The sequence below is a fragment of the Yersinia aldovae ATCC 35236 genome (genome assembly GCF_000173735.1).
Classification (GTDB): domain Bacteria; phylum Pseudomonadota; class Gammaproteobacteria; order Enterobacterales; family Enterobacteriaceae; genus Yersinia; species Yersinia aldovae.
The window spans coordinates 54,492-80,786 of record NZ_ACCB01000011.1 but is presented as its reverse complement, the minus strand read 5'-3'; the positions used below and the strand labels follow the sequence as shown (position 1 = coordinate 80,786).

Sequence of the window (26,295 nt, the reverse complement as noted above, 5' to 3'; positions counted from 1 at the left end):
AAATTTATTGGGTATGGGGTCTATCAATACCCGCTGCCACATTTGTAGCGGATGCCAAGGAGAGAAGTGTGAGGCGACTGCCCAGGATAATGCTCGCAACAGGCGTCACAATAATTGTTGTGGTGGCGCTGTTGGTCAGTGGGCTACGTATGATGTTGCCGCTCATCAACGATTATCGCCCGCAAATAGTGGCTAAGATCCAGTCCGTCAGCGGTATCCCTCTGGAAATAGGGTTCATGCAAGGGGCGTGGGAATCTTTTGGCCCGACGTTAGAATTACGCGATATCCAAGTGAAAATGCCACACACCGATTGGCAAGTACAACGGGTTACGCTGGCACTGGATGTATGGCAATCGCTGCTGCATTGGCGCTGGCAATTGCGCGATATGACCTTCTATCAGTTGCAGCTGGACCTCAATACCACGCTGAATATGCAGCAAAATAATAGCCGCAATCTTGAAGCGGGTAATCTGGCCGATATCTTCTTGCGTCGGTTAGACCATTTTGACCTGCGTAACAGCCGTATTTCGTTTCTCACTCCCTCTGGCCCGCGTGCCAAATTAGATATACCACAACTGACCTGGCTTAACTCCCATAACCGGCATCGTGCTGAAGGCGAAATCAGTCTGTCCACCATTAATGGTCAGCATGGTGTAGTGCAGGTGCGGATGGATTTGCACGACAATCAGGGCATTCTTAATAACGGCACAGTTTATATGCAGGCCGATAATATCGACCTGAAACCGTGGATCAGTCGCTGGCTACGGGCTAATACCGGGTTGGATAGCGCAGAATTCAGCCTGGCGGCGTGGTTAACGATTAAAAGTGGCGAAATCTACCACGGCAATGTACTGCTCAGCGAGGGGCAGGCTAACTGGACTGTGGCGGGTAAAGCACATCAGCTAGCGGTGGATAATTTTGTGCTGGAAGGCCGCCGACAGGGCAATGGTTGGCAAATTGATGCGCCGGAACTGAATCTGAAAACCGATGGTCAGGCATGGCCTAAAGGGTATTTATCCGCACTGTGGCTACCTGAAAATACCCAATTTATCGGCCCGGACCAAGCTCAAGAGTTACGTATTCGTGCTACCAATATTCAGTTGGAGCGGGTGGGGCCACTGTTACCCACCCTGTCACTTTTCACACCGGAACTACTCGATAGCTGGGCTGACTTACAACCACAAGGCCGCGTGGATGCACTGGCATTGGACATTCCCATTAGCCAGCCGGAAAAACTCCGTTTTCAAGCTAAATGGCACGATGTCAGTTGGCAACACTGGAATCTGCTGCCAGGGGTGAATCATTTTGCTGGTGCGCTGAGGGGGTCGGCTGAAAATGGGCGATTGGATATCAACCTCAAAGACAGCACATTGCCCTATGGTGATATGTTCCGCGCGCCGCTGGAAGTGAGTCAGGCCAGTGGATCACTGAACTGGCAGGTGGATGATAACGGCTGGGAGCTGTGGAGTGACCAACTGGATGTGCGGGCTAAGTCTTTGTGGAGCACCGGCAGTTTCCGCTATCAGCAACCCGATATTGGGCAGCCTTGGCTGAAAATTCTGGCCGGTATCCGCCTGTATGATGCGACCGATGCCTGGCGTTATTTCCCTGAGCCGCTGATGGGCAAGAAGCTGGCCGACTATCTGACCGAGGCGTTACAGGGGGGGCAGGTAGACAACGCCACGCTTATCTATAACGGCAATCCTCATGATTTCCCTTACAAAAAGAAAGAGGGGCAGTTCCAGGTTTATGTGCCGCTGCGTAACGCCACCTTCCAGTTCCAACCGGATTGGCCCGCGCTTGAAAATCTGGCTATCGACCTCGATTTCCTCAATGAAGGGCTGTGGATGGACGCCCCCCACGCCATGCTGGGGAATGTCACGGGCCGCAATATCACGGCGATTATTCCGGATTATCTGAAAGAAAAGTTATATGTCGATGCTGAGGTTGTCGGTGAGGGGAGCGATGTCCATGACTACTTTACCGAGACGCCACTTAATGATTCGGTCGCGGCAGCACTGGAAGAGTTGCAGGTGGGTGGTGAAGTTAGTGGGCGCTTACACCTAGATATTCCGTTGGAAGAGAATCGCATCACTCATGCCAGTGGTGAAGTGACGCTGCATAACAACAGCCTGCTGGTTAAGCCGTTACAGAGTCAGTTAGAGAATATCAGCGGTAAATTCCGTTTTAATGATGGCAATCTCGATAGCGATACCTTATCCGCCAACTGGTTCGGGCAGCCGCTGGCGGTTGATTTCACGACACAAGAGCAGCCGAAGAACTTTCTGGTCAATGTAGGGCTGCGCGGCGACTGGTTACCCGCGAAGTTACCCGGCGTACCGGATGATGTGGCGAAATTACTTAATGGCAGTGCCAACTGGCAAGGTAAGGTCGCGGTACAATTGCCTAAGAATGGTAAGCCAAATTACAAAATTGATGTCAACGCCGACTTGAAAAAAGTGAGCAGTCACTTACCACCACCGCTGGATAAAACAACGGGTCAGGTGTTGCCGTTACATGTTCAGGCGGTAGGGGGACTGGACGATTTCACCCTCTCAGGGACGGCGGGTAACAATAGCGCTTTCAACAGCCAGTGGTTACTGCAAAAAGATAACGTAGAGTTGGCGCGAGCCATTTGGCAAACCGACAGCAAAAAAATACCGCAGCTCCCTGAAAGCAACGGTCTGGTGCTCAAATTACCCGCTCTTGATGGGGAGCGCTGGCTGGCATTGTTGGCTCCGCAGTTTGCGGTGATAGCCGCCCCTTTCGCTTCAGCGGATCAAGCGAAAATCAAAGGCAGCAGCACCAATGTCATTTTGCCGAAACGCCTGACCTTGCAGACACCACAGCTATTCGTGGGTGGGCAGGCATGGCATCAATTGACCTTATTGATCGAGCCGCTGCTAAGTGGCACGAAACTGACAGCCAAAGGGCAAGAGGTTGATGGTAGCTTGCTGATGGCGGCCCATGCCCCGTGGCATGGCGATATCAGTTACCTCTATTACAACCCGCAATGGGGCGGCAGTGAGGCGAAAAATCCGCTCAAACAAGCGGCCTTGCAGACGCCAAAAAGTGCCAGCACAATCTCGTTCCATGATTGGCCAGCACTGCAATTGCGTTGCAAAGAGTGTTGGATTCTGGGCCAGAATATTGGGCGGGTTAATGCAGATTTAACACCGAAAGGCTCGGTACTGGTGCTGACTAACGGATTGATTGACGCGGGCAATGGGCAAGCTAAAGTTTCCGGTCAATGGCAGCAAGATGGTAATGGTGATAAAACGGCGTTTAACATTACGCTGAATGGGCCAAAAATTGACGAAACTATCTCGTTCTTTGGGTTATCAACCCCGATCAAGGGCGCATCTTTTGATATCAACGCCGACGTAAGCTGGCACGGTGTTCCCTGGCAGCCACAGATAAATACCCTGAATGGGACATTAAAAACTAGATTGGGCAGAGGCCAACTGAGTGATCTCGGTGGTGGACGCGCGGGGCAGTTACTGCGTCTGGTGAGTTTTGACGCACTATTACGTAAGCTCCAGCTCGATTTTAGTGATACGTTTAGTCGTGACTTCGCATTTGACTCAATTCGCGGTACTGCCAACATTAAAAATGGCGTGATGCATACCAATGACTTAGTGGTGGATGGCCTGGCGGCCGATATCGCTATGAACGGCAATGTGGATTTGGTTAAGCGGCAGATAGATATGGAAGCGGTTATCACCCCCGATATTTCAGCTACCGTCGGTGTCGCGACCGCCTTTGCAATTAATCCAGTGGTTGGCGCAGCCGTCTTTGCGGCATCTAAGATTTTAGGGCCGTTATGGAGTAAGGTTTCGCTGATTCGCTACCAGATTACCGGCAACATCGATCAACCGAATATCCATGAAGTATTACGCCAGCTAAAGGAGAGTAAGGCGCCATGAAAAATGCCAATGTTGCATTATTGCAGTTATGCAGCGGTGAAAATATCCGTGACAATCTGGCTCAAATTGAGCAACAGATCAAACAGTTAAGCTCAGGTATTAAACTGGTTATGACGCCTGAAAACGCATTGCTATTCGCCAATGCAGCGTCTTATCGAAAGAATGCCGAGCCACATAATGATGGGCCATTGCAACAGGAAGTGCGTGAAATGGCGCGTAAGTATGGTGTCTGGATACAGGTTGGCTCCATGCCGATGGAAAGCCGCGAATCACCTGATTTGATCACCAGCAGTAGCTTGTTGTTTGATGATCAAGGTGAGTTGAAAGCCCGCTATGACAAAATACATATGTTTGATGTGGACATTAACGATACACATGGGCACTACCGTGAGTCTGATACCTATCAACCGGGCCAGCAACTGACCGTGGTGGACACGCCGGTAGGTCGCCTTGGCATGACCGTTTGCTATGATTTGCGTTTCCCTGGTTTGTTCCAGGCTTTGCGGGCGCAAGGTGCTGAGATTATCTCTGTTCCAGCAGCCTTTACCAAAATGACCGGTGAAGCGCACTGGGAAATATTATTGCGCGCACGGGCGATTGAAAACCAGTGTGTGATACTGGCCGCAGCACAGGTCGGGCGGCATGGTGCCACTCGCCGCACTTGGGGCCACTCCATGGCGGTTGATGCCTGGGGTAAAATCATTGGGCAGAATCCAGATGCGGTTGCTGCTTTAAAAGTCAAAATTGAAACCACAGGTTTGAAAAATATTCGTAACCAGATGCCGGTATTGCAGCATAATCGCTTCCTGCCGCCGTTGGTGCCGTCGTTGAATAAACCATCTAATTAAGAGTGAAAATTATGAGCCTCTCGTTTGTCAGTGAGCAGTTACTCGCTGCTAACAAGCTGAACCATCAGGACTTGTTCTCAGTGTTGGGGCAGTTGGCTGAACGCCGCCTCGATTATGCTGACCTGTATTTCCAGTCCAGCTTCCATGAGGCATGGGTGTTGGAAGACAGCATCATTAAAGATGGCTCTTACAATATTGATCAGGGCGTGGGCGTGCGTGCGGTCAGCGGTGAAAAGACCGGTTTTGCTTACGCGGATCAAATCACTCTGAATGCTTTGCAGCAAAGTGCCCATGCCGCGCGCAGCATTGTACGTGACACCGGTAACGGTCAAGTGCATACCTTGGGTGAGATTGGCTATCAGGCACTCTATCCGCTGCTCGACCCGTTACAAAGTTTGTCGCGCGAAGACAAAATCGCTTTATTGCATCGCGTAGATAAAGTCGCGCGCGCTGCTGATAAGCGGGTGCAGGAAGTCAGCGCCAGTTTGACCGGTGTCTATGAGCAAATCCTGGTCGCCGCAACGGATGGCACACTGGCGGCAGATGTGCGCCCACTGGTGCGGTTATCGGTTAGCGTATTGGTGGAAGACAATGGTAAACGCGAACGCGGTGCCAGTGGTGGCGGTGGCCGTTTCGGCTATGATTACTTCCTGGAAACTGTCGACGGTGAAGTGCGTGCCGATAACTTTGCCAATGAAGCGGTTCGTATGGCGCTGGTGAATCTATCTGCTGTCGCAGCACCTGCCGGTGCAATGCCAGTTGTATTGGGCGCAGGCTGGCCGGGTGTGTTGCTGCATGAAGCGGTCGGTCATGGTTTGGAAGGTGACTTCAACCGCCGTGGCAGCTCGGTATTTAGTGGGCAAATGGGTCAATTGGTCGCTTCAGAACTCTGTACTGTGGTGGACGATGGCACCATGCAAGGCCGCCGTGGATCGCTGGCGATCGATGATGAAGGTGTACCGGGCCAATACAACGTATTGATTGAAAACGGTATTCTGAAAGGCTATATGCAGGATAAACTGAATGCGCGCCTGATGGGGGTTGCACCTACCGGTAACGGCCGCCGTGAATCCTATGCACACTTACCCATGCCTCGGATGACTAACACTTATATGTTGGCCGGTAAGTCGACACCGGAAGAGATTATCGCCAGTGTGGAGTATGGCCTGTATGCACCTAATTTTGGTGGTGGTCAGGTGGATATCACTTCCGGTAAGTTTGTGTTTTCAACCTCTGAAGCGTATTTAATCGAAAAAGGCAAAATCACCCGCGCGGTAAAAGGGGCCACTTTGATTGGCTCCGGTATTGAAGCCATGCAGCAGATTTCGATGGTCGGTAACGATCTGGCGCTGGATAAAGGTGTCGGCGTTTGCGGCAAAGAGGGGCAAAGCCTGCCGGTGGGTGTTGGTCAACCAACCCTGAAGCTGGATAATCTGACAGTAGGCGGTACAGCGTAAAAGTGGTTAGCTGGGTGCTTAGTTTAGAATTAAATTAAGCACCGAATAACTATGATGTATTCAGCGATAGCCCTGATATACCTCAGCCACCCGTTTAAAGTACTCGGTCAAATAATCGATACAGACCTGAACCTTGAGCGGCATTTTATCTTTCTCGGTATAGAGTGCATATACCGGGCGGGGATCGGAATGGTATTTTTTAAACAGTATCTCCACATCGCCCCGCTTGATTTCTTCTATTACCCACATCAATGGCGCATAAGCAATGCCCGTACCAGCGTTGAGCCAACGGATCATGGTTTGTGAGTCGTTCGTGACAAAGCGACCTTGGGGGGATATTTGCGTGGTAATGCCTTCCGGTGCGATCAATTCAAAGTTACTGTCAGGTCGCACGCTGTATTCCAGCCAGGAGAAATTGGTCATATCGCTGGGTTTTTCTGGCGTGCCATGTTGCGCTAAATAACTTTTGGCGGCGCAGACCACCATCGGCATAGAGCCGAGACGGCGTGAAAATAACCCTGAATCCTGCAACGCGCCAACGCGGATCACCACATCCAAACCATTGGCAATTAAATCGGGTGCGGGAATGCCGGTGACTAAATTAACCGACAGACCGGGATACTCTTTGAGCATCTCTACGGTCATGGTGGCCAGCACATTTTGCGCCATCGTTGAGGAACATCCGATGCGTAAGGTGCCGGTTGGCGTATTGTTAAAAGCATATAACTGCTCATGAACTTCCTGCACTTCCTGCAACATCCGTCGACAACCCTGATAATAAATCCGGCCTGCTTCCGTTAAACCAATACGGCGAGTACTGCGGTTAAGCAGCTTAACATTCAGCTCCGTTTCCAGCTTTGATACTGTTTGGCTGATGGACGACACACTCATCTCCAACTGCCGGGCTGTGGCAGTAAAAGACCCACACTCAACCACTTTGGCGAATACTGACATCCGTTTTAATCTTTCCATTATTCACCTTGAGTTGATTTTTTGCTTTGTATCAATTGTTAACGTGTGATTGATTGTTAACTCTGGCTTAAAAGTGATTTAGATCACGCATTGTAGATAAGTTTATAATAAGCAGGCTAATATACAGCGGTCGGGAGAATCGTTTTAGGTTTGAAAACCGCGCAGTCGAAGTGTTATCTCACCGGGTTCACGTTGCAGTCGCACTGATCAATCAAGTTTAACCTATAAGTCAGCCATTTGGCTGATGCTTTGGTAGTGGTTTCTGGTGATTGGATGAGTTCACTCGTGCGTTTTATTATTTATTCAAGCTGGTTCACTGGCACTTATATATAGAAAGGATCTACAGAATGACGTTGCTTCCGGTGATGGTGATATTTGGTCTCTCGTTTCCGCCAATATTTTTTGAGCTGCTCCTTTCGCTGGCGCTGTTCTTTGTTTTGCACCGTGTGCTGCAACCCACTGGCATTTATGAATTTGTTTGGCATCCAGCGCTCTTTAATTCCGCGCTGTTTTGTTGCCTTTTCTACTTAATATCCTGTTTTTTTCCTGAGGTCGCCGTGAGTACTTTTTCATTAAAAATAATCCGTATCGGCATCACCTTATTGGTGGTTTTACTGGCGGTTATCGCTATTTTCAAAGTCTGGGCTTTTTATACCGAATCACCGTGGACTCGTGATGCTAAATTTACTGCCGATGTGGTCGCTATCGCGCCAGATGTCAGTGGGCTTATCACCGAGGTGCCAGTAAAAGATAACCAACTGGTGCAAAAAGGCCAGATCTTATTCGTTATTGACCAACCCCGTTACCAGCAAGCATTGGCAGAATCTGAAGCGGATGTGGCTTACTACCAGACGCTGGCTGCGGAAAAACAACGTGAGTCCGGCAGACGGCAGCGCCTGGGAATTCAGGCCATGTCACAAGAAGAGATTGATCAATCCAACAACGTATTGCAAACCGTAAGACATCAGTTGGCTAAAGCCATCGCAGTTCGTGATTTGGCCAAACTTGATTTAGAGCGAACTACCGTGCGGGCACCTGCGCAAGGTTGGATTACAAACCTGAATGTCCATGCCGGAGAGTTTATTAACCGTGGTGCCACCGCCGTTGCATTGGTTAAAAAAGATACTTTTTATATTTTAGCTTATTTGGAAGAGACTAAATTGGAAGGGGTTAAACCGGGATATCGGGCGGAAATCACCCCATTGGGCAGCAACCGTATCTTGCACGGTACTGTCGACAGCATCTCGGCGGGGATCACCAACAGTAGCAGCAGTATTGATACCAAAGGATTGGCGACGATTGATAACAATCTGGAATGGGTTCGCTTGGCGCAACGCGTGCCGGTGAAGATCCACCTCGATAGTGGAGATCAACAGCATTCGTATCCGGCGGGCACGACTGCGACAGTCGTTATCACTAGAGCGAATGAACGCACTCCAAACCAAATTTCGCCGATCGTCAAACTGATGCATCGTCTACGCGAGTTTGGCTAAGATGACCAGCCCGACCTTTATCCGCCTGCGCTTTGCGTTCAAACTCAGTTTTGCCATTGTGGCCGCACTGTTTCTGGGGTTCCACCTGCAATTGGAAACGCCGCGTTGGTCGGTGCTGACCGCGGCGATTGTCGCCGCAGGCCCTGCTTTTGTCGCCGGTGGTGAGCCATTCTCCGGTGCTATTCGTCACCGTGGTTGGTTACGTATTATCGGGACATTCATTGGCTGCATCGGTGGCTTGGTTATTATAGTTCTGACTATCAGAGCGCCGGTATTAACCCTGATGCTTTGCTGCCTGTGGGCCGGGGTTTGTACCTGGATCTCTTCACTGGTACGGGTTGAGAACTCTTACGCATTCGGTCTGGCGGGTTACACCGCGCTGATTATCATTGTGACCACCAGCGGAACACCGCTTTTAACACCGCAGTTTGCGGTTGAGCGCTGTAGCGAGATTGTGCTGGGGATTGTCTGTGCGGTGATGGCGGATCTGCTGTTTTCTCCGCGATCGATCAAACAGGATATTGATCGGTTGGTCGATAAAGTGCTGGTCGATCAATATACGTTATTGCAGTTATGTATCCGTCCGGCAGAAAAAAATGATATCGATCGTGCCTGGAATGATCTAGTCAAAAATACTTCTGCACTCAATGGGATGCGCAGCTATCTGATGATGGAGTCTTCCCGTTGGCAGCGTTGTAACAGCCGTTTGCGGGTATTGCATACCGAGTCACTGGCGCTTATCACCCAGGCATGTGAAAGCTATCTGGTAGGGCTTAATCACCCTGACATGCTGAGCGCTGAGCTGAAAGCAATATTAAGCGAACCGGCCAAAACTCCGGCTGAAATTCATCAGCGGATGAAAATATTGCGTGGCTATATCGGTGCCAGTCACAGCAAGGCTATCCCCCCAACGATTAGCCGTTGGATCGGAGCGGCGACACGCTATTTATTGCTGTCAAAAGGGATTCATACCAACAGCAGTATCAGCCGAGTGGAAGAAGAAATTCTGGCCTCGGATGTCCCGGTCAAATACGTTTCAGCCGAAGGCCATCATGCGATGATCAATGGCCTTAGAACCGGTATTGCCACGGCGATTGGTGGGCTGTTCTGGTTATGGACCGGTTGGACATCAGGTGCTGGCTGCATGGTGATGATTGCAGTGGTGACCTCACTGGCAATGCGCACGCCTAACCCACGCATGGTCGCGATGGACTTCCTGCTGGGGGTTATCATGGCGCTGCCCATTGGCGCGCTCTACTTTATGTTTATTATTCCATCGACTCAACAAAGCATGTTGCTGCTGTGTATCAGTCTCGGGCTATTGGCTTTTATTATCGGTATCGAGGTGCAAAAGCGGCGGCTAGGATCACTTGGGACACTGGCCAGTACTATCAACATCATGGTGCTGAGTAACCCAATGGAATTTAATGTCAGCATGTTTCTCGACAGCGCTCTGGGCCAGATTGTCGGCTGCTTCGTGTCGTTGATTGTACTGTTGTTGATCCGTGATAACGCCAAAGACAGAACGGGCAGAACCTTACTGAACCGCTTTGTTTATAGTGCAGTATCGTCGTTGACCACCAATAAAGCCCGCCGCAGCGAGCATAATTTACCGGTGTTATACCAGCAACTGAATCAGCTCATGATAATGTTTCCCGGTGATATTGATAAGTATCGTTTGGCCTTGACGCTGATCATTGTGCATCAGCGGCTCAATAATACTGAAATCCCGGCGAATCCCGAATTGAGCGCTTTCCACAAACAGATCCGCTATACCGTCGAACGGGTTATTAATGCAAAAAACGATCAGAAACGGCGCAATTACTTCGCCTGCTTGCTACAGGAAATGGATCAATATCAACAAAAACTGGCCGATTATCAATCGCCTGACTCATTGACTCACCCGGTTAGACTGTTGGCTAACATACTACACAAGTATCAGAGTGCGCTTATTTAGTGAGCGTCTCAATAGGGCTAAACTGTTCCCATAACCTTATCCGGGGTTATACTGAGTCTGGAGCCGTCCTTCCTCGCCCTCTACCAACAGAGGGCACCATTCCCCTCAGGAGGTTGACAAGATGTTTGCACAAAGCCCATCACACCATCGATTACACGACCCATTACAATCCCAACGACACCACGACGGTGTATACCATATCGGCTATTTTGTCGCAGGATGTTGGCATCAGGGCGAAGAGACATTCGAGGTGCATAACCCTGCGACCGGCGCGCTGGTGGCAAAAGTGGCGAAATCCGGTAAAAAAGAGACTGAAGCGGCTATCAACGCAGCCAGTGAGGCTTTTCCCGCCTGGCGCAGGATGCCCGCCAAACAGCGCGCTGAGATTTTGCAACGGTGGTATTTGCTGATAATGGAAAACCAGCAATCATTGGCTGAAATAATGGTTTCTGAGCAAGGTAAACCATTGAAAGAAGCGCTGGGCGAAGTTGTTTATGCCGCCAGCTTTATTCAATGGTTTAGTGAGCAGGCCAAACGGGCCAACGGTGAAATCATTCCGCCAGCCAAAGAAGGTGCGCGCATTTTGGCAACTCGCGAGCCGATCGGCGTGGTAGCGGCCATTACGCCGTGGAATTTCCCGCTGGCGATGCTAACCCGCAAACTTGGGCCAGCACTGGCCGCCGGTTGTACTGGGTTGATTAAGCCGGCTAATAACACTCCCTTATCGGCTTTTGCCTTGCTGGCGCTGGCTCAACAAGCGGGTGTGCCTGCGGGGGTGCTCAACGGGGTTGCCGGTGATACACAGGCTATCAGTGATGCCATTATGGCCAGCTCTAAAGTACGTAAAATTTCCTTTACCGGTTCGACCGAGGTCGGCAAAACATTGATGCGTAATGCGGCCGCCACCATGAAGAAAATCTCGATGGAACTGGGTGGCAACGCGCCTTATATTGTGTTTGATGATGCTAATTTGGATACAGCGGTTGCCGGTGCTATGGCATGTAAATTCCGTAACGCCGGCCAGGTGTGCGTGTGCGTCAATCGCTTCTATATTCAGGATGGCGTGTATGACGAGTTTGTCACCCGTCTGGCTGCTGAGGTTAAAAAACTGAAGGTCGGCAACGGCATGGATAAAGACGTACATATGGGGCCGTTAATTAATATTGCCGGAGTGGAAAAAGTAGAAGATCACGTCAAAGATGCGCTTGAGAAGGGAGGGCGTCTGCTAGTCGGGGGGCATCGTCATGCGCTGGGCGGGAATTTCTACCAACCCACCGTGATTGCCGATGCAAATGAACAGATGAAAGTGGCATCGGAAGAGACGTTTGGCCCACTGGCAGCTTGTTTTCGTTTCAAAACTGAAGACGAAGTGATTCAACGGGCAAACAGTACCCCGTTTGGGTTGGCGGCTTATTTTTATACACAGAATCTGCAACGCGTATTTCGGGTTTCTGATGCGTTGGAAAGCGGTATGATTGGTGTCAATGAAAGTTCGGTGTCTACCGAACTGGCTCCCTTCGGCGGCGTGAAAGAATCCGGTCTTGGCCGTGAAGGTTCGGTATTAGGGCTGGATGAGTTTATGGAAGTCAAAACTCTTCATTTGGGTAATTTATAAATTAGATTGATGAGCCAACAGTGAGCGTGGGTTATCGTGATGATGAATAAAACCGTTATTGGAAGTTTTAGGGTTAAGGAAAACCATGAATAAAAAGCTTATGGCCATTCTGAGCGGGGTATTGTTACTGGCGCTAGCGGCACTGCTGGGGGTTGGCGGCGTCACTGCGCGAGATATCGGTCAATCGCCGGACTTGGATCGCTCCCCGATAACGGCTCAAACCATTACTGCCCCTGCTTCCATTGAGCAATTAACCCAGCTCAAGCCGGTAGTAAAATACTTGCAAACGCATCATCGCTTGCCGGATTTTTACATCACTAAGCAGCAAGCCCGCGCACAGGGCTGGGAACCAAAGAGAGGCAATTTGTGTAACATATTGCCAGGTAAAGCGATTGGCGGTGATCGGTTTTCCAACCGTGAGCGTCAGTTACCGGAAGCCAAAGGCCGTAATTGGCATGAGGCTGATGTGAACTATCGTTGCGGGCACCGTGGTAGTTACCGTTTGTTGTATTCGAGTGACGGCCTGATTTATCTAACTCAGGATCACTATAAGCATTTCATTCGGGTGGAGTGAGAAGATGGTAAAAGTGGTATTCGATTTCGACCATATACCGGACTTTCCCGCATTCTATGCCGCATTTCGCCAGAAGTTTTCGCTGAGCGAAGAGTTTGGTGCCAATCTGGATGCATTGTGGGATGTTGTTACCGGAGAGATAGCATTACCGGTAGAGATTGAATTTATTCACTTCAATCCCCGCCACAAACGCCGTTTTGGTGCAATAGTGCTGCTATTTGAAGAAGCAGAAGAGGAGCTGGCGGGTAGCTTACGCTTCAATATCACATGATAGTCGGTGCATGTGAGTCGGGAGCCGGGTTAGACCCGGCCCCGCCCGATTAACGCTGTTTCTCTGCCAATTCACGCAGATACTGAAAGATCTGGCGATAGGATTTTGGTGGTTTATTGGTGGTTTTCTCTTTCTGTGCGTTACGCACCAAGCTACGCAGTTGCTGGCGATCAGCATCTGGGTACAATTCTAATACCGTTGGGATCGCCTCATCACCTTCTTCAACCAAACGATCACGCAGCATTTCCAGTTTATGGAACAGCGAGACTTGCTGGTTATGGCGGTTTTTCAGTTTATCCAACGCAGTCTGAATCGGTTCTACATCGCGGGCGCGCAACATCTTGCCGATCAACTGGATCTGACGGCGGCGGCCTTCTTTTTTGATCTTCTGTGCCAGCTCAACGGCGGCCAGCAGATCTTCATCCAATTGGATCCGTTCCAGTGCGTTTTTACCCAGCTCAACCAGCTCGGTACCGAGGTCTTTCAGTGCTTCGGCATCACGTTTAATTTCACTTTTACTGACCCAGATTATCTCATCATCATCTTCATTTTTATCTTCTGGGACTGCATCTAGCCAGTCTTCGGGCTGTTTGTTCATGGTCAAATTCCTTAAAAAGAGGCTAATCCTAGCAGGTTGTTGGCTTTCTGCGAAATTGTACAAAGATCTCTGATAGACTCAGAACTAAGGCATTCTCTATTTTATCCGTGAAAGCCGTCGTATTACGACACTTTCCTGAACGATTATCTCATTAATTATGGCAGACTGATGAAAGTAGTCACTCAAGTTGCAGAACAGCGTAAAACGCTGGAACAAGCGGTTGCACAGGCGTTAGAATTGGCTCGTGCTGGCTCTGATGCGGCCGAAGTCGCCGTCAGCAAAACCACCGGAATTAGCGTCAGCACACGCTTTGGTGAAGTGGAAAACGTGGAGTTCAACAGCGATGGTGCGCTGGGAATTACCGTTTATCACCAGCAGCGCAAAGGCAGTGCGTCTACCACTGATTTAAATCCAGATGCCGTCGCCCGCACGGTGCAGGCGGCGCTGGATATCGCCCGTTATACCTCACCGGACCCTTTTGCCGGGCCGGCTGAAAAATCGCTGCTGGCTTTTGAGGCGCCAGATCTGGATCTGTTCCATCCGAGCGATCTGGATGCAGAACAAGGTATCGTGTTGGCCGCTCGTGCGGAGCAGGCGGCATTGCAGGCAGATAAGCGGATTACCAATACCGAAGGCGGCAGCTTCAACAGCCATTATGGTATTAAAGTCTTTGGCAACAGCCACGGTATGTTGCAAAGCTATTGCTCCAGCCGTCATTCGCTTTCCAGCAGCGTTATTGCTGAGCACAATGGCGACATGGAACGGGATTACGCCTATACCATTGGTCGGCGGATGGAAGATTTAGCCAGCCCGGAATGGGTCGGTGCAGAGTGTGCTCGGCGCACGTTGTCGCGCCTCTCGCCACGCAAACTGCCTACGATGCAATCGCCGGTGTTGTTTGCCGCTGAAGTGGCGACCGGCCTGTTTGGTCACTTGGTTTCGGCTATCAGTGGCGGCAATATTTACCGCAAGTCGACCTTCCTGCTCGATCATCTGGGAAAACAGATTTTACCTGAATGGCTGATCATTGAGGAGCACCCGCACTTATTGCGTGGCCTGGCGTCAACGCCATTCGACAGTGAAGGTGTGCGCACGGTACAACGTGAAATCGTTAAAGATGGAGTGCTGCAAACCTACCTGCTGACCAGCTATTCCGCCCGTAAATTGGGGCTGCAAAGCACCGGACACGCAGGTGGCATCCATAACTGGCGCATTGCTGGTCAGGGGCAGGATTTTGCCGGAATGCTAAAGCAACTGGATAAAGGCTTGGTGGTAACTGAGTTGATGGGCCAGGGTGTCAGCACCGTGACTGGTGATTATTCCCGTGGTGCGGCAGGCTTCTGGGTTGAAAACGGTGAAATTCAGTATCCGGTTAGCGAGATAACCATTGCCGGAAACTTGAAAGATATGCTGCGCAATATTGTCAGCGTAGGCAGCGATATCGAAACCCGCAGTAACATTCAGTGTGGCTCTATCTTATTACCTGCGATGAAGATTGCGGGCGAATAATAAATTGTTGTTGTGAATCTAAGGCTGGCATCTGTTGCCAGCTTTTTTTTGGTCTCAATCTAACCGCACCTCATTTCTCAACTGATTACACAAAATCATTGTCGGTTTTTGCTCCCATTGCCTATGTTAAATAGGAGCAATGTACTAATACACACTATTTCAATAACAATAATCCGACCCAAACTGGGTATTGCTGCAAAACGTGGCAACGCCGAATTTGAGGGGGATAGAAGGAATGTGAGCATGGGTAAGAAAATGATGGCGTTAATGGCGGCAGTATTACTCAGTGCCAGCACTGTAGCGATGGCGGCGAGTGTGGCAGACAACATGGAGACGATTGCTGAGAATTACGGTAAGGTGCTGAAATCTGCGTCAACAGATGTGGTTAAACAAGGCTTAGAAGCGATGCGTGCGGCGGCGCAGGATGCGCAGAAGGGCATCCCTACCAAGCTGAAGAGTAAAGGCGAGGGTAGCGCTGAGGTGAAGGATTTTCGCCACGGCCTCGACTTACTCATCGGGCAGATTGATGGCGCGTTGGCTTTAGCGAATCAAGGCAAGACCGATGAGGCTAAAAAAGCCGCGCAAGACTTCAAACTTACCCGTGATACCTATCATAAAAAGTACCGTTAATAGTATCCCCTGTCCTTGACGTTACAGCGCGCTTCGCTAGCTGGCTGTAACGTCAATCGCTTTAGGTTTGGTGTTTAGCGGTGATATTCACCGGCGGCTTCCGGCTGGTAAAGCAATTCCAGTACGGTTATACGCGTCTCATCGCCACCAGGCAGTTGCCAACTGATTTCGTCATTGACGTGCATTCCTAGTAATGCCGCGCCCAGCGGTGCCATCACTGAAAGTTGCTCGTTGCTGTCTTTTAGCGATGCCGGGTAAACCAATGTGCGGATATGCTCTTCCTGACTGTTCAAATCACGAAAACGCACGCGGCTGTTCATCGTCACCACATCGGCAGGAATGGCGTTAGGTGGCAGAATTTCTGCACGATCCAGTTCTTCGTTGAGCGCTTGTGCGACCACCGTACCGGCAAAGGCCGGTTGTGCCAGTAATGCATCCAAACGTTCAGCATCCAGCTCGTTAATCGTGATGGTTGGCTTGGTCATACCACTCTCCAATTCAATTTCAGCAAAACATAAAAACAACACCCCCGCGCCATAGGAGAGGGGGTGTTAGAAAATAATCTATTATTACTCTGATATTAGGCGCTTCCGGCTAGAAAAGAAAGAGATCCGGATCACGAACTTTTTTTCGCTACAAATGAACTCTACGTATTTATAGCGAAGTTATTTTGTTGTTAATGATTAAGTTAGCGATGTCATTGTGCATTTTTGCGAATGTGATCCCTCCGGTACATTACTTTTCCACTTTGAACTGGAAAAAAAGCCGCTACACACCCATTCCGCGAGCAGGTAGGGTGATGTCATAGCGCAAAGGCAAGGGAGGGTAGATAAATCACTGAACTTATCTTTGCAGTCATAAATTTGTTATAGCAAGGAATAGAGGATTGCCAGCGTGAATGATATAGCCGCAGTGAATGCAGCCGAGGTCCCTGGAATGGAGGAAGCAAATATCATCACCGAGCGGGTATTAGCTGAAATTACCGCGATGTTAAATGCTGAAAATATTTTTACTAATGACGTTCAGCAGCAGATGTTGACATCACATATTCGGGCAATGGTATTACGCTCAATTACTGGTGAGCCGTTACCTGAAGTGGATAAGTCATTATTTGATGAGATTTCAGCACATTCGATGCAAATGGCACAGCAAGTCGTCGATAAGTTTGTTAGTTTGCCGATTGAAGAAGCTTACCTGTTGTCTGTCCATTTTGAAGTAGCGAAAGATAATAACCCATAAATACTGATCTGGAGAAGAAACTATGAGTCAAATTACCGTTGTGATTGGCGACCGTTTAGGAAAAGGCCAGAAAGTGGGCCAAGGTGTTGAATTAGCGGGTGGCCGTGTTGTCGTTATTCCTGGCGTTGCCGCAGACATGAAACTGGGTGATATGATGAATAGCGAAAAAGCGGATTTCGGTATTTCATTCTGTGGTAGTGGTGGTGCCGGTGCCATTACAGCACAAAACAAATATGGCTATAAAGCAAAATACGGTATGCGTTCAGTTGAAGAAGGCGTAACGGCAATAAATGAAGGCTACAAAGTATTGGGTTTTGGATTTATGGATAAAGAAGAGTTAGGGCAGAAATTAGTTGAAGCCTATATTAAGAAATACGGCCAACCGTAATGAAAGAGCAATATACCACACAGGTTAAGGTAAAAGGCAAAGGCGATACTAAAGGTAAAGCTTTCGCAAACGCACTGGGTAATGTCCAGAATACGGTGTTGAAATCGACACAAAATATTCTACTAAGGATTGAGCCACAAGACGTAAAAGTATTAAGTGCAGAACTATCCGTTAAAAATGAAAAATTTTTATATTTTTTTCTGCCTCGGGAAAGAAAGACATACAGCGTTGAGTTAGATATTACCGTGAACGTGACAATCATTAATACAGATAAGGTCGTTTTCGTTTCTAAATAAAAAGGATATCCCCTTCGTACTTGAAGCCGCAGGGGGTTAGCTGCAACTCCAATTGCTTTGGGTATAGCTTATAGATGAAAAGGATATACTGATGTTTTTAATCATTCTTTTTAAGTCGATTATTATCGGCGGACTGGTTGGTGTGGGGGTCGGTGTTGGGGCCGCCCGTATGTTCCATGCACCGACAATACAGGGAATGGGCGCGTTTCGTACCTTGGGCGAGTTAAACTCGTGTGAGGGGGATCCAGCATCGCACTTCTCCTTTGGTTTAGGATTCTTCTTCAACGCCTGGGCCTCTTCGGTCGCGGCAGGTGCATTTACTCAGGACGTTGACCATCGCATTATTCCTAACTGGGGTGCCGCAGCATTGATGATCAAAAATCGCAATGTAGCGGAAACTATGCATAACCCGAAAAAGATGGCCATCGCCTGTGGGATTATTGGGGTTATTGTTGTCAGTTTCTTGAATACCACTGCTTCTGCGGTGCCAGCAGCATTGCAGGTAACGGCAATTAAAGTGTTAGTACCTGCGGCAAATATTCTGGTTAATACGGTGATGCCGGTTATTTTCTGGTTAGCCGCAATTGACGCCGGGCGTCGCTCCGGGTTCTGGGCCACTATTTTCGGCGGTTTAGCACAGTTAATTATGGGTAACGCCGTTCCAGGTCTGGTTCTGGGTATTTTAATTGGTAAAGGTGTTGAGGAAAGCGGTTGGAATAAAGTCACCAAGATCATGATGACAGTCATTGTGCTGTTATTTGTTCTCAGTGGTTTCTTCCGCGGATTTGACATGAAATTCCTGGAGTCATTCAGTCTGGGCGTGCCCGTCTGGCTCGATACCATTCATAACGCATTGAGCGGAAAATAACACAGCAATAGGAGCTTGATGATGGATGAAAAAACCAAGAATGATTTTTGGTATGCCGACTGGTCATTCCCAATCTTTGTAGGATTATTATCCTCCGGCGTATTTGCTGGTACTCATATGTATTATTTATATGGTATCGGTGCATTTAACGAAGTGGCATTTGTTTCAATGTTGCGTGCTGGAATGGATACCGGTGTTTATGGTGCAGTTGCTGCATTTGGTGCCAGTTTCTTATTTGCCCGTATTATTGAGGGTTCGCTAGTTGGTATTTTGGATATCGGTGGTGCGATTCAAACCGGTGTGGGGCTGGGTGTGCCAGCATTATTACTGGGGGCTGGGTTTGTCTTCCCGGTTGCTAATTTTGCCGCATCACTGGTCACTGGCCTGATTATTGGTTTAGCTATCGGTTATCTGATTATTTTGGCGCGTAAATTTACGATTAACCAAAGTAATTCAACGTACGGTGCTGATGTCATGATGGGGGCAGGTAATTCCTCTGGCCGTTTCTTAGGGCCATTGATTATCCTGTCTGCTATTACTGCATCTATTCCGATTGGAATTGGCTCTTTAGGTGGTGCACTACTATTTTATCTGTGGAATAAACCTATTACCGGTGGCGCGATTTTGGGTGCCATGATTTTAGGTTCTATTTTCCCAGTCGCTATTTAATGATGTACAGGGTAAATATTAAAATTACTGATGTTTACCCTGCTAACACCACTGCGGCGTCAAGTAAGAAGGGTATAAGATAATGTATGACTTTATTATCAAACAAGCAGTATTAGTTGACGGTCGTCAGGTTGATATCATAATTAATGATGGAAAAATAGTTGCAGTCGATGCAGCCATTACTGCTGAAGAACATAATAAAACCGAACCTTCGGTTTATTCCGCCAGAAAGGTGTTGAGTCTCGCGGGGAAATATTACATCAGTGCCGGCTGGATTGATTCTCACGTTCATTGTTATCCCGCATCTCCTATTTATCATGATGAAGCTGATTTGGTTGGCGTTGCCAGCGGTGTGACGACAGTCGTGGATGCAGGCAGCACTGGGGCTAATGATGTTGATGATTTTTACCGCCTGACCCGTGAGGCTAAAACCCATGTCTATGCTTTTTTGAATATTGCGAAAACTGGCATTGTTACGCAAAACGAATTAGCTGATATGGCGCAAATTGATAAACAGAGTGTTAGCGAGGCGATTGCCCGTAACCCCGGTTTTATCATTGGTATTAAAGCCCGGATGAGCAGCAGCGTAGTGGGTAAGAATGGCATTAAGCCACTAGTCCGTGCCAAAGAAATTCAGCAGGAAAACAACCAATTACCGCTGATGGTACATATTGGTAATAACCCACCGGATCTGGATGAAATTGCTGATTTGCTCATGCAGGGTGACATCATTACCCACTGTTACAACGGTAAACCCAATCGTATCCTGACGCCCGCCGGTGTTTTGCGTGAATCTATCCAGCGTGCATTGGAACGCGGCGTATTACTGGATGTGGGGCACGGTAGCGCCAGCTTTAGTTTTGATGTCGCAGAGCTTGCCATCAAGCAAGGGATTTATCCGCACACCATCAGCTCTGACATTTATTGTCGTAACCGCATCAGTGGCCCGGTGCACAGCCTGGCAACGGTGATGTCCAAATTTTTCACCATCGGTTTGAACCTTGAGCAGGTGATCGCCTGCGTAACAGAAAATGCGGCGCAAGCCTTGCGTTTAACCGATAAAGGCGTGCTGGCAACGGGCTATGACGCTGACCTGACGATTTTTGAGCTTAAACAGCAACCTCAGGTATTCAATGATTCAGAAGGTAAATCGGTAACCGGTGAGAAGTACCTGGTGCCGCTGGCTGCCGTGGTAGCTGGTGACGTAGTGTTAACTGACGAAGGGAAGTCTAAAGATGTCTTCAGTCTATGAGAAATACCAGTTAAAACATGTAATTAACGCTTCTGGTCGCATGACGATGTTGGGTGTTTCAACGCCACGACAAGATGTGGTTGAGGCGGTAGAGTTGGGTTTAAACCATTACTTTGAAATGAAAGATTTGGTGAATAAGACCGGTGCTTATATTGCTAACTTGCTAAATGTTGAGAGCGCAGTCGTTGTGTCCTGCGCTTCCGCCGGGATTGCCCAGTCGGTCGCCGCGGTGATTGTGAAAGATGACGCTAATTTACGGGTTAATCTTCATGCTGCACCCCGCACAGTGCCGCATGAAATTGTCTTACCAAGAGGCCACAACGTTAATTTCGGTGCGCCAGTTGATACGATGGTGACGCTGGGGGGCGGTAAAGTCGTCGAAGCCGGTTATGCCAACGAATGTTTGCCTGAACAGCTAGAAGCGGCGATCACGCCAAATACAGCCGCGATCTTGTATATAAAATCGCACCATTGCGTACAAAAAAGCATTTTATCAGTCGAACAGGCGGTGGTGATCGCACGTAAACATCAATTGCCATTAATTGTCGATGCAGCAGCAGAAGAAGACTTGCAGTGTTACTACCAGATGGGCGCTGACTTGGTGATTTATAGCGGTGCCAAAGCCATTGAAGGGCCAACCAGTGGGCTGGTTTTAGGCAAAAAAACCTATGTTGAATGGGTGAAGTTGCAATCAAGCGGCATTGGGCGGGCGATGAAAGTGGGCAAAGAGGGCATCCTCGGTCTGACCCGTGCCATTGAGAGTTATATGACGCTGGAGAAGGAAACTGGCCAGCAAATGATAACCAAAATGACGCCATTTATCAGCCAGCTAAATACCGTTGATGGCGTATCTGCCAAAGTAGTTTGGGATGCTGCCGGGCGTGATATTGCCCGTACCGAAATCAGTTTTGATGAAGCCAAAATTGGCCGCTCGACACCGGATTTGGTGGACGCGCTGCAAAATGGCGATATCGCAATCTATTTCCGTGCCTATAAAGCTAACGAAGGTAAGATTGAAGTTGATGTGCGAAGTGTTACCCCGTCGCAGCTTGACACTATTTACCGTTGTATTAACCACTTGGTTAAAGGAGCCTGACCGATGAAGTTAACCCCGAATTATTACCGTGACCGTGTCTGCCTGAATGTGCTGGCCGGTTCGAAAGAGAATGCGCGTGAGATTTATCAGGCGGCTGAAGGCCATGTCCTCGTCGGCGTGTTATCGAAGAATTATCCCGATGTTGATAGCGCAGTCAAAGACATGCGCGAGTACGCGGCGCTTATTGATAATGCTTTGTCAGTTGGCCTGGGGGCCGGTGATCCGAAACAATCGACTATGGTCAGCCAGATCTCACAACAGGTTCAGCCGCAACATGTGAATCAGGTTTTCACCGGTGTCGGCCCAAGTCGTGCGTTACTGGGGCAGCATGATTCTGTGGTGAATGGTCTGATTTCACCCACTGGTAAAGTGGGTTACGTAAAAATCTCCACCGGCCCGCTCAGCTCACAGCAAAAGGACGCGATTGTTCCGGTTACTACCGCCATTGCGATGTTGAAAGACATGGGGGGAAGCTCGGTGAAGTTCTTCCCGATGAATGGATTGGATTCGATTGATGAGTACCGTTTTGTCGCTGAGGCTTGTGCGGCGACCGGTTTCTGGTTGGAGCCAACCGGTGGTATCGATCTGGATAATTTCGAACAAATTGTGCAAATCGCACTGGATGCCGGGGTGACCAAAATCATTCCTCACATCTACAGCTCGATTATTGACAGCAAAACCGGCAATACCCGCCCGGCTGATGTGAAAATCTTATTGGATATTGTGAAAAAGATAGTACCGTAACAAACTGATTTACTGGCGGAAACTGAGTTAAGCCGCGACGTGAGACTGCGGCGATGATCGGCGCAGTCTCAGTGCATTGAGATAATCTGTAGCCCGCCGGTGATTGCATCGGGTTTTTAACCGGTTTTTCTCAACAGCCCCAGGCTTTCAACTTGGTCTTCCAAGCTTTACGTTCTGGGGAGGGAAGGCTGATGCGGAGTTTGAAAAATTTAACTGAGTACTTTTCCGGTTTCGCCTTAATTAAGAGGTCACGTAGCATGTTATGGAGCCACGGCGCGTTGCCCACATGTTCAAAGTGTTTGGTCTTTTCTAATTGAGGCACTAAATCTTGCAAACTAGCCAGTTTGTCTATCATTTTTCGGCTATTTCCCTGTTGTCTGGCTACTTGAACAGGGGAAATAAAACGGATAAATCGAACCCATAAACTCTGAGGAGGACTTTTTAAGTTATCTATGGCTTGTTGAATAATGTCCAGTACCGGTGATGGCAGTATTGCTGTTTTTGGCGTTAAGATTGACAGTAGTGTCATATTTTTTTGGTACTGATTTTCATGCGATTGGATAGTATTGTCTAGTTTTGTATACTCGGATTTCAATAGATCGTAATCGTTATACGCCAATATTCCTTCTTTTCGTAGTAGAGGTAAATTTGAACCATTTGTGTTTATCGGTGAAGAATACCCAAACTGTTGTATATACATCAACAACAACTCATTGAGGAGTTTGTTACAATGGGCTAACTCAATATATGGATCGTACTTTTTTTCAATCTCAGCTTTTAGTTTATTGATATCTACCTGAGTTGATTTATCCTCAGGTCTGGGGGCTGGAATGCTACTTTTTACGGATTTGATGCTAGGGGAAGCTGTTGTTTGATTGTTATGTATTTCGATTTTTATATTCTTACCAATAATTACATGAGCAATCTTGGTAACTATGCTTGAAGATTTATCAACGCTGAATAATTTTCCTAAGGTGTGTTCTGATGTCATGACTTTCTTAAGTTCTTTATACAAAGAACCGTTCTTGCTGTGACCCTCTAGTAATTGTTTGATTAAGTTTGTTATTTTTTTTAGTGTGTCAGGTGTTTCTTGTATAATAACAGTGTCTTTTTCATGCATAGATTCTATCTTAATATATTGGCCTATATCTTCTTTTTTTGTGTAGCCATTCAGATAGTTTTTATGCTTACTTGAGGAATCCATATAATTTTGTAGCCAATTGGCAATATCCTCCTTTACACCTAGGATAACGCCAGGAGAGAGTTGCTTATCGATATCTTGCGTTGTTTTAATTGCAGTTTCCGCTAATTTAGATTTAGCTAATGGGTGCAAAAATGAGAGCATTCTTTGCTTAACTTTTTTGATAGGTACTGAGGATTTATTCTGTGTTGTATCTACGGGCATTATTAGCTGGGAATTAGATTTTACGGATGATGAGATGCAAATCGGCATAATAATTCTCTCCTTATCATTAGTTATTAAAATACTCTACTGAGTTATAGGCGGTGATACTTTCAAAAAAAGCATGTCTTACATTAGTTTTTAGTAAGTATTGCCGTTGGATCACCGACCAGCCAGCAGGCGCGAAGAATGGTATCAACCGGATAATGCAAGCGTTGAGCTGTTTTTCGAATTAGACTTATGATTGACTTTTGTACCAGGTTATAGCCCAGTTGGTAGCCCATCGTAAAACCGCGGGGGCACCAAAAGTACCCTTAATAACGGAGTGGAGCAGTGAGATTTCCCTATCAACGTCTGGCCTATATGTTCGATGCGCTGCAATCGGAAACGCTGCCTCAGAATGAGTTGGCGAAACGCTTTGCGGTTTCTACTCGTACAGTGCGGGCTGATATCACGGCGTTGAATGATATTCTTGAGCATTATGGTGCGCACTTCGTCCATAGCCGGGGTTTTGGTTATCGTTTAATGATCGATGATGCGGAGCGTTTTCGTGGTTTACAACAGCAAAATCGTAAAACGCACCTGACTCCCCGTACCGCCAATGAGCGGGTACACTATTTGTTAATCCGTTTTCTAACCTCTGCTTTTTCGTTGAAGCTGGAAGATTTAGCCGATGAATGGTTTGTTAGCCGTGGCACATTGCAAAATGATATGGCTGAGGTGAGAGAAAGGCTTAATCGATACCATCTGACCATCGAAACCAAACCGCGCTATGGGATGAAACTGTTTGGTAGCGAGCTGGCAATTCGCACCTGCCTGACGGATTTGTTGTTCCAATTACAGTTACAAGATGCCGATAATCCGTTATTGAAAAATGAGCTACTCAGTATGCAAACCATTCCGGAATTGAGTGGATTGCTGCATGATCTATTGGCTCAATACACCGTGCGTTTAACCGATGAGGGCGAGCAATACCTCATTTTCTACTGTGCGGTAGCCATCAAGCGTATCACCGACGGTTATCCTTTATCTGATTTCGACGCAGAAGATGTAGATGAGGCAGTCAAACTGGCGTCAGGGCGTTTGGCAAGCGAGCTTAGGTTATTGTCAGGTAAAGATATTTCGCCAGCAGAAGAGGCGTACTTACGGGTTAATATCGCTGCCCGTCGAGTGCAGGCCAGTCAGCCCGCCGATGCCAGTCGCCCCAGTGAAATCAATGCCGATGATGAAGAGACGCTGGTGGACTACATCCTTTCGTATATTAACGCCCACTATAACTATAATTTGCAGGGTGATAAGCAGTTACGAATTGATTTACTTACCCATATTAAAACCATGATAACACGGGTTAAGTATCAAATAACCATCCCTAACCCACTGTTATCTAATATTAAACAGCATTATCCGATGGCCTATGACGTGACATTGGCGGCGGTATCCAGTTGGGGTAAATATAGCCCTTATAGCTTGAGTGAAAATGAGATCGGCTATTTGGTGCTGCATATCGGGGTTGGGCTGGAACGCCATTACAATATTGGTTATGAGCGCCATCCACAGGTGATGTTGGTGTGTGATACCGGTAATTCCACCACCCGGATGATTCAGGCGCAGATTTCACGTAAGTATCCGCAAATTGTGATGACTCAGACTATTTCCCTACGCGATTACGAAAATCTCGACCATATCGACGAAGATTTCATTATTTCGAATTCGCGGTTGGTCGAAAAAAATAAGCCAGTGGTGGTGATGTCACCGTTTCCGACTGAATATCAGTTAGAGCAACTTGGTAAGCTGGTCTTGGTTGATCGTACCCGGCCCTATATGCTGGAAAAGTTTTTTGATAGTAACCACTTTATGATAATCGACCAGCCGATGACGCAAGCGCAGTTATTCAAAAAAGTGTGTAGCCAACTGGAAGAGGAAGGGTTTGTCGATGCAGACTTCTACCCCTCCGTGGTCGAACGCGAAGCGATTGTTTCCACCATGCTGGGGGAGGGGATTGCGCTGCCACACTCACTGGGCTTGTTAGCCAAGAAGACGGTCGTCGTCACTTTGCTGGCACCCAATGGCATCGTCTGGGGGGAGGGAGAGGTGGCCTATGTCATCTTCCTGTTGGCCATTAGTAAAACCGATTATGAAGAAGCAATGGCAATTTACGATTTGTTCGTCACCTTCGTGCGCGAGCGTTCGATGAGCCGTTTATTGAGCAGCCAGCATTTTGATAGTTTTAAGGCAATCGCGATTGATTGTTTGAGTCGAATTTAATTTTTTGTTATTGATTTAGTGGATTAATTCGGTTGATGTTCGTTTAGTTATCGGTTCGGTTGATATGAGATTGGTTCTCAATTCCCCTCCGATACCTCAACCGCCAAAGGGGTTACAAGCGCGTAACCCCCTTGGAACCCCTGCGCTTACGCACGTATCGCTTGTCCACTTCGTGGATACCCTCTTTCATCGTTTCGGTTGACAGACCTCCGTGATTCGCTCCTGC

At 48.1% G+C, this 26,295-nt stretch carries 23 protein-coding genes and 1 pseudogene; 20 read left to right on the top strand and 4 right to left on the bottom strand.

Annotated elements, in window-relative coordinates:
* Positions 1–68: 68 nt before the first annotated feature.
* Genes yhdP through tldD form a run of 3 tightly spaced genes read left to right on the top strand, consistent with a single transcriptional unit; the run spans position 69 to position 6,231 of the window.
* Positions 69–3,926: an AsmA2 domain-containing protein YhdP gene (yhdP, locus tag YALDO0001_RS07285; RefSeq protein ID WP_071986386.1), complete on the top strand. Its 3,858-nt coding sequence runs from the start codon at positions 69–71 to the stop codon at positions 3,924–3,926.
* A complete protein-coding gene (gene nit1 / locus YALDO0001_RS07280) occupies positions 3,923–4,774 on the top strand; it encodes a deaminated glutathione amidase (RefSeq protein WP_042547081.1) in 852 nt (283 codons plus the stop codon). Before yhdP ends, nit1 begins: the two co-directional genes overlap by 4 nt.
* An 11-nt stretch (positions 4,775–4,785) precedes the next feature.
* Positions 4,786–6,231 carry a metalloprotease TldD gene (tldD, locus tag YALDO0001_RS07275; RefSeq protein WP_004701449.1) on the top strand — a complete coding sequence of 482 codons (1,446 nt, stop codon included), beginning with the start codon at positions 4,786–4,788 and terminating at the stop codon, positions 6,229–6,231.
* A gap of 60 nt (positions 6,232–6,291) precedes the next feature.
* On the opposite strand, the gene aaeR is transcribed toward tldD, so the two are convergent.
* Positions 6,292–7,203: an HTH-type transcriptional activator AaeR gene (gene aaeR / locus YALDO0001_RS07270; protein ID WP_004701445.1), complete on the bottom strand. Its 912-nt coding sequence runs from the start codon at positions 7,201–7,203 to the stop codon at positions 6,292–6,294.
* Between the two features lie 347 nt (positions 7,204–7,550).
* Here aaeR and aaeX point away from each other — a divergent pair.
* The 6 genes and pseudogenes from aaeX to YALDO0001_RS07240 all read left to right on the top strand — a co-directional run.
* Positions 7,551–7,736: pseudogene (gene aaeX / locus YALDO0001_RS22340) on the top strand (p-hydroxybenzoic acid efflux pump operon protein AaeX); the annotation flags it as partial.
* A gap of 24 nt (positions 7,737–7,760) precedes the next feature.
* Positions 7,761–8,696, top strand: a complete 936-nt coding sequence (gene aaeA / locus YALDO0001_RS07260; RefSeq protein ID WP_042839552.1) for a p-hydroxybenzoic acid efflux pump subunit AaeA — start codon at positions 7,761–7,763, stop codon at positions 8,694–8,696.
* Position 8,697: 1 nt separating this feature from the next.
* Complete coding sequence (gene aaeB, locus YALDO0001_RS07255) at positions 8,698–10,653, top strand: p-hydroxybenzoic acid efflux pump subunit AaeB (RefSeq protein ID WP_004701440.1); 1,956 nt, start codon at positions 8,698–8,700, stop codon at positions 10,651–10,653.
* Between the two features lie 121 nt (positions 10,654–10,774).
* Positions 10,775–12,268 (top strand): NAD-dependent succinate-semialdehyde dehydrogenase, encoded by a 1,494-nt coding sequence (locus YALDO0001_RS07250; protein ID WP_042839542.1) that lies wholly within the window; start codon positions 10,775–10,777, stop codon positions 12,266–12,268.
* Positions 12,269–12,353: 85 nt separating this feature from the next.
* Positions 12,354–12,842, top strand: coding sequence for a ribonuclease (locus tag YALDO0001_RS07245; RefSeq protein WP_042839541.1), 489 nt, complete (start codon positions 12,354–12,356; stop codon positions 12,840–12,842).
* 4 nt (positions 12,843–12,846) lie between these two features.
* On the top strand, positions 12,847–13,113 hold the full coding sequence (locus YALDO0001_RS07240) for a barstar family protein (RefSeq protein WP_004701434.1): 267 nt from the start codon (positions 12,847–12,849) through the stop codon (positions 13,111–13,113).
* A 49-nt stretch (positions 13,114–13,162) separates the two neighbouring features.
* On the opposite strand, the gene yjgA is transcribed toward YALDO0001_RS07240, so the two are convergent.
* Positions 13,163–13,711, bottom strand: a complete 549-nt coding sequence (gene yjgA, locus YALDO0001_RS07235; protein WP_004701432.1) for a ribosome biogenesis factor YjgA — start codon at positions 13,709–13,711, stop codon at positions 13,163–13,165.
* Between the two features lie 168 nt (positions 13,712–13,879).
* Between yjgA and pmbA the strand changes: the two genes are divergently transcribed.
* Both pmbA and cybC read left to right on the top strand, forming a co-directional pair.
* Positions 13,880–15,220, top strand: a complete 1,341-nt coding sequence (gene pmbA / locus YALDO0001_RS07230; RefSeq protein WP_004701430.1) for a metalloprotease PmbA — start codon at positions 13,880–13,882, stop codon at positions 15,218–15,220.
* Positions 15,221–15,463: 243 nt separating this feature from the next.
* Positions 15,464–15,850, top strand: a complete 387-nt coding sequence (cybC, locus tag YALDO0001_RS07225; protein WP_004701428.1) for a cytochrome b562 — start codon at positions 15,464–15,466, stop codon at positions 15,848–15,850.
* 74 nt (positions 15,851–15,924) lie between these two features.
* On the opposite strand, the gene rnk is transcribed toward cybC, so the two are convergent.
* Positions 15,925–16,335 (bottom strand): nucleoside diphosphate kinase regulator, encoded by a 411-nt coding sequence (rnk, locus tag YALDO0001_RS07220; RefSeq protein WP_042548587.1) that lies wholly within the window; start codon positions 16,333–16,335, stop codon positions 15,925–15,927.
* Positions 16,336–16,744: 409 nt separating this feature from the next.
* Here rnk and YALDO0001_RS07215 point away from each other — a divergent pair, with 409 nt between their 5' ends.
* The 8 genes from YALDO0001_RS07215 (at position 16,745) to dagF (ending at position 22,402) form a co-directional block, all read left to right on the top strand.
* Positions 16,745–17,089, top strand: coding sequence for a PRD domain-containing protein (locus tag YALDO0001_RS07215; protein WP_042547070.1), 345 nt, complete (start codon positions 16,745–16,747; stop codon positions 17,087–17,089).
* 22 nt (positions 17,090–17,111) lie between these two features.
* Positions 17,112–17,477, top strand: a complete 366-nt coding sequence (locus YALDO0001_RS07210; protein WP_004701422.1) for a glycine-rich SFCGS family protein — start codon at positions 17,112–17,114, stop codon at positions 17,475–17,477.
* Positions 17,477–17,773: a DUF4312 family protein gene (locus YALDO0001_RS07205; protein ID WP_042547069.1), complete on the top strand. Its 297-nt coding sequence runs from the start codon at positions 17,477–17,479 to the stop codon at positions 17,771–17,773. The genes YALDO0001_RS07210 and YALDO0001_RS07205 overlap by 1 nt, the downstream gene beginning before the upstream one ends.
* Positions 17,774–17,864: 91 nt before the next feature.
* Positions 17,865–18,641, top strand: coding sequence for a DUF4311 domain-containing protein (locus tag YALDO0001_RS07200; RefSeq protein ID WP_004701420.1), 777 nt, complete (start codon positions 17,865–17,867; stop codon positions 18,639–18,641).
* Positions 18,642–18,659: 18 nt separating this feature from the next.
* Positions 18,660–19,310 (top strand): DUF4310 family protein, encoded by a 651-nt coding sequence (locus tag YALDO0001_RS07195; RefSeq protein ID WP_004701417.1) that lies wholly within the window; start codon positions 18,660–18,662, stop codon positions 19,308–19,310.
* Between the two features lie 82 nt (positions 19,311–19,392).
* Positions 19,393–20,562: an amidohydrolase/deacetylase family metallohydrolase gene (locus tag YALDO0001_RS07190; protein WP_004701414.1), complete on the top strand. Its 1,170-nt coding sequence runs from the start codon at positions 19,393–19,395 to the stop codon at positions 20,560–20,562.
* Entirely contained in the window at positions 20,546–21,658 is a 1,113-nt protein-coding gene (locus YALDO0001_RS07185; protein WP_042839540.1) for a DgaE family pyridoxal phosphate-dependent ammonia lyase, read from the top strand. The genes YALDO0001_RS07190 and YALDO0001_RS07185 overlap by 17 nt, the downstream gene beginning before the upstream one ends.
* 3 nt (positions 21,659–21,661) lie before the next feature.
* Positions 21,662–22,402, top strand: coding sequence for a 2-dehydro-3-deoxy-phosphogluconate aldolase (gene dagF / locus YALDO0001_RS07180; RefSeq protein WP_004701411.1), 741 nt, complete (start codon positions 21,662–21,664; stop codon positions 22,400–22,402).
* A gap of 130 nt (positions 22,403–22,532) precedes the next feature.
* Here dagF and YALDO0001_RS07175 read toward each other — a convergent pair whose 3' ends face one another.
* Positions 22,533–23,855, bottom strand: coding sequence for a hypothetical protein (locus YALDO0001_RS07175; RefSeq protein WP_004701409.1), 1,323 nt, complete (start codon positions 23,853–23,855; stop codon positions 22,533–22,535).
* Positions 23,856–24,137: 282 nt separating this feature from the next.
* On the opposite strand from YALDO0001_RS07175, the gene YALDO0001_RS07170 reads away from it, so the two are divergent.
* Entirely contained in the window at positions 24,138–26,069 is a 1,932-nt protein-coding gene (locus YALDO0001_RS07170) for a BglG family transcription antiterminator (RefSeq protein WP_082168155.1), read from the top strand.
* The last annotated feature ends 226 nt before the right edge of the window (positions 26,070–26,295 follow it).

Bases quoted from the DNA above. Each gene is read 5' to 3' on its own strand.
- pmbA (WP_004701430.1), top strand. From the start codon at position 13,880: ATGAAAGTAGTCACTCAAGTTGCAGAACAGCGTAAAACGCTGGAACAA.
- aaeB (WP_004701440.1), top strand. From the start codon at position 8,698: ATGACCAGCCCGACCTTTATCCGCCTGCGCTTTGCGTTCAAACTCAGT.
- cybC (WP_004701428.1), top strand. From the start codon at position 15,464: ATGGGTAAGAAAATGATGGCGTTAATGGCGGCAGTATTACTCAGTGCC.
- YALDO0001_RS07210 (WP_004701422.1), top strand. From the start codon at position 17,112: ATGAGTCAAATTACCGTTGTGATTGGCGACCGTTTAGGAAAAGGCCAG.
- nit1 (WP_042547081.1), top strand. From the start codon at position 3,923: ATGAAAAATGCCAATGTTGCATTATTGCAGTTATGCAGCGGTGAAAAT.
- YALDO0001_RS07195 (WP_004701417.1), top strand. From the start codon at position 18,660: ATGATGGATGAAAAAACCAAGAATGATTTTTGGTATGCCGACTGGTCA.
- yjgA (WP_004701432.1), bottom strand. From the start codon at position 13,711: ATGAACAAACAGCCCGAAGACTGGCTAGATGCAGTCCCAGAAGATAAA.
- YALDO0001_RS07245 (WP_042839541.1), top strand. From the start codon at position 12,354: ATGAATAAAAAGCTTATGGCCATTCTGAGCGGGGTATTGTTACTGGCG.
- YALDO0001_RS07205 (WP_042547069.1), top strand. From the start codon at position 17,477: ATGAAAGAGCAATATACCACACAGGTTAAGGTAAAAGGCAAAGGCGAT.
- tldD (WP_004701449.1), top strand. From the start codon at position 4,786: ATGAGCCTCTCGTTTGTCAGTGAGCAGTTACTCGCTGCTAACAAGCTG.
- rnk (WP_042548587.1), bottom strand. From the start codon at position 16,335: ATGACCAAGCCAACCATCACGATTAACGAGCTGGATGCTGAACGTTTG.
- YALDO0001_RS07240 (WP_004701434.1), top strand. From the start codon at position 12,847: ATGGTAAAAGTGGTATTCGATTTCGACCATATACCGGACTTTCCCGCA.
- YALDO0001_RS07250 (WP_042839542.1), top strand. From the start codon at position 10,775: ATGTTTGCACAAAGCCCATCACACCATCGATTACACGACCCATTACAA.
- YALDO0001_RS07185 (WP_042839540.1), top strand. From the start codon at position 20,546: ATGTCTTCAGTCTATGAGAAATACCAGTTAAAACATGTAATTAACGCT.
- dagF (WP_004701411.1), top strand. From the start codon at position 21,662: ATGAAGTTAACCCCGAATTATTACCGTGACCGTGTCTGCCTGAATGTG.
- YALDO0001_RS07200 (WP_004701420.1), top strand. From the start codon at position 17,865: ATGTTTTTAATCATTCTTTTTAAGTCGATTATTATCGGCGGACTGGTT.
- YALDO0001_RS07175 (WP_004701409.1), bottom strand. From the start codon at position 23,855: ATGCCGATTTGCATCTCATCATCCGTAAAATCTAATTCCCAGCTAATA.
- aaeR (WP_004701445.1), bottom strand. From the start codon at position 7,203: ATGGAAAGATTAAAACGGATGTCAGTATTCGCCAAAGTGGTTGAGTGT.
- YALDO0001_RS07190 (WP_004701414.1), top strand. From the start codon at position 19,393: ATGTATGACTTTATTATCAAACAAGCAGTATTAGTTGACGGTCGTCAG.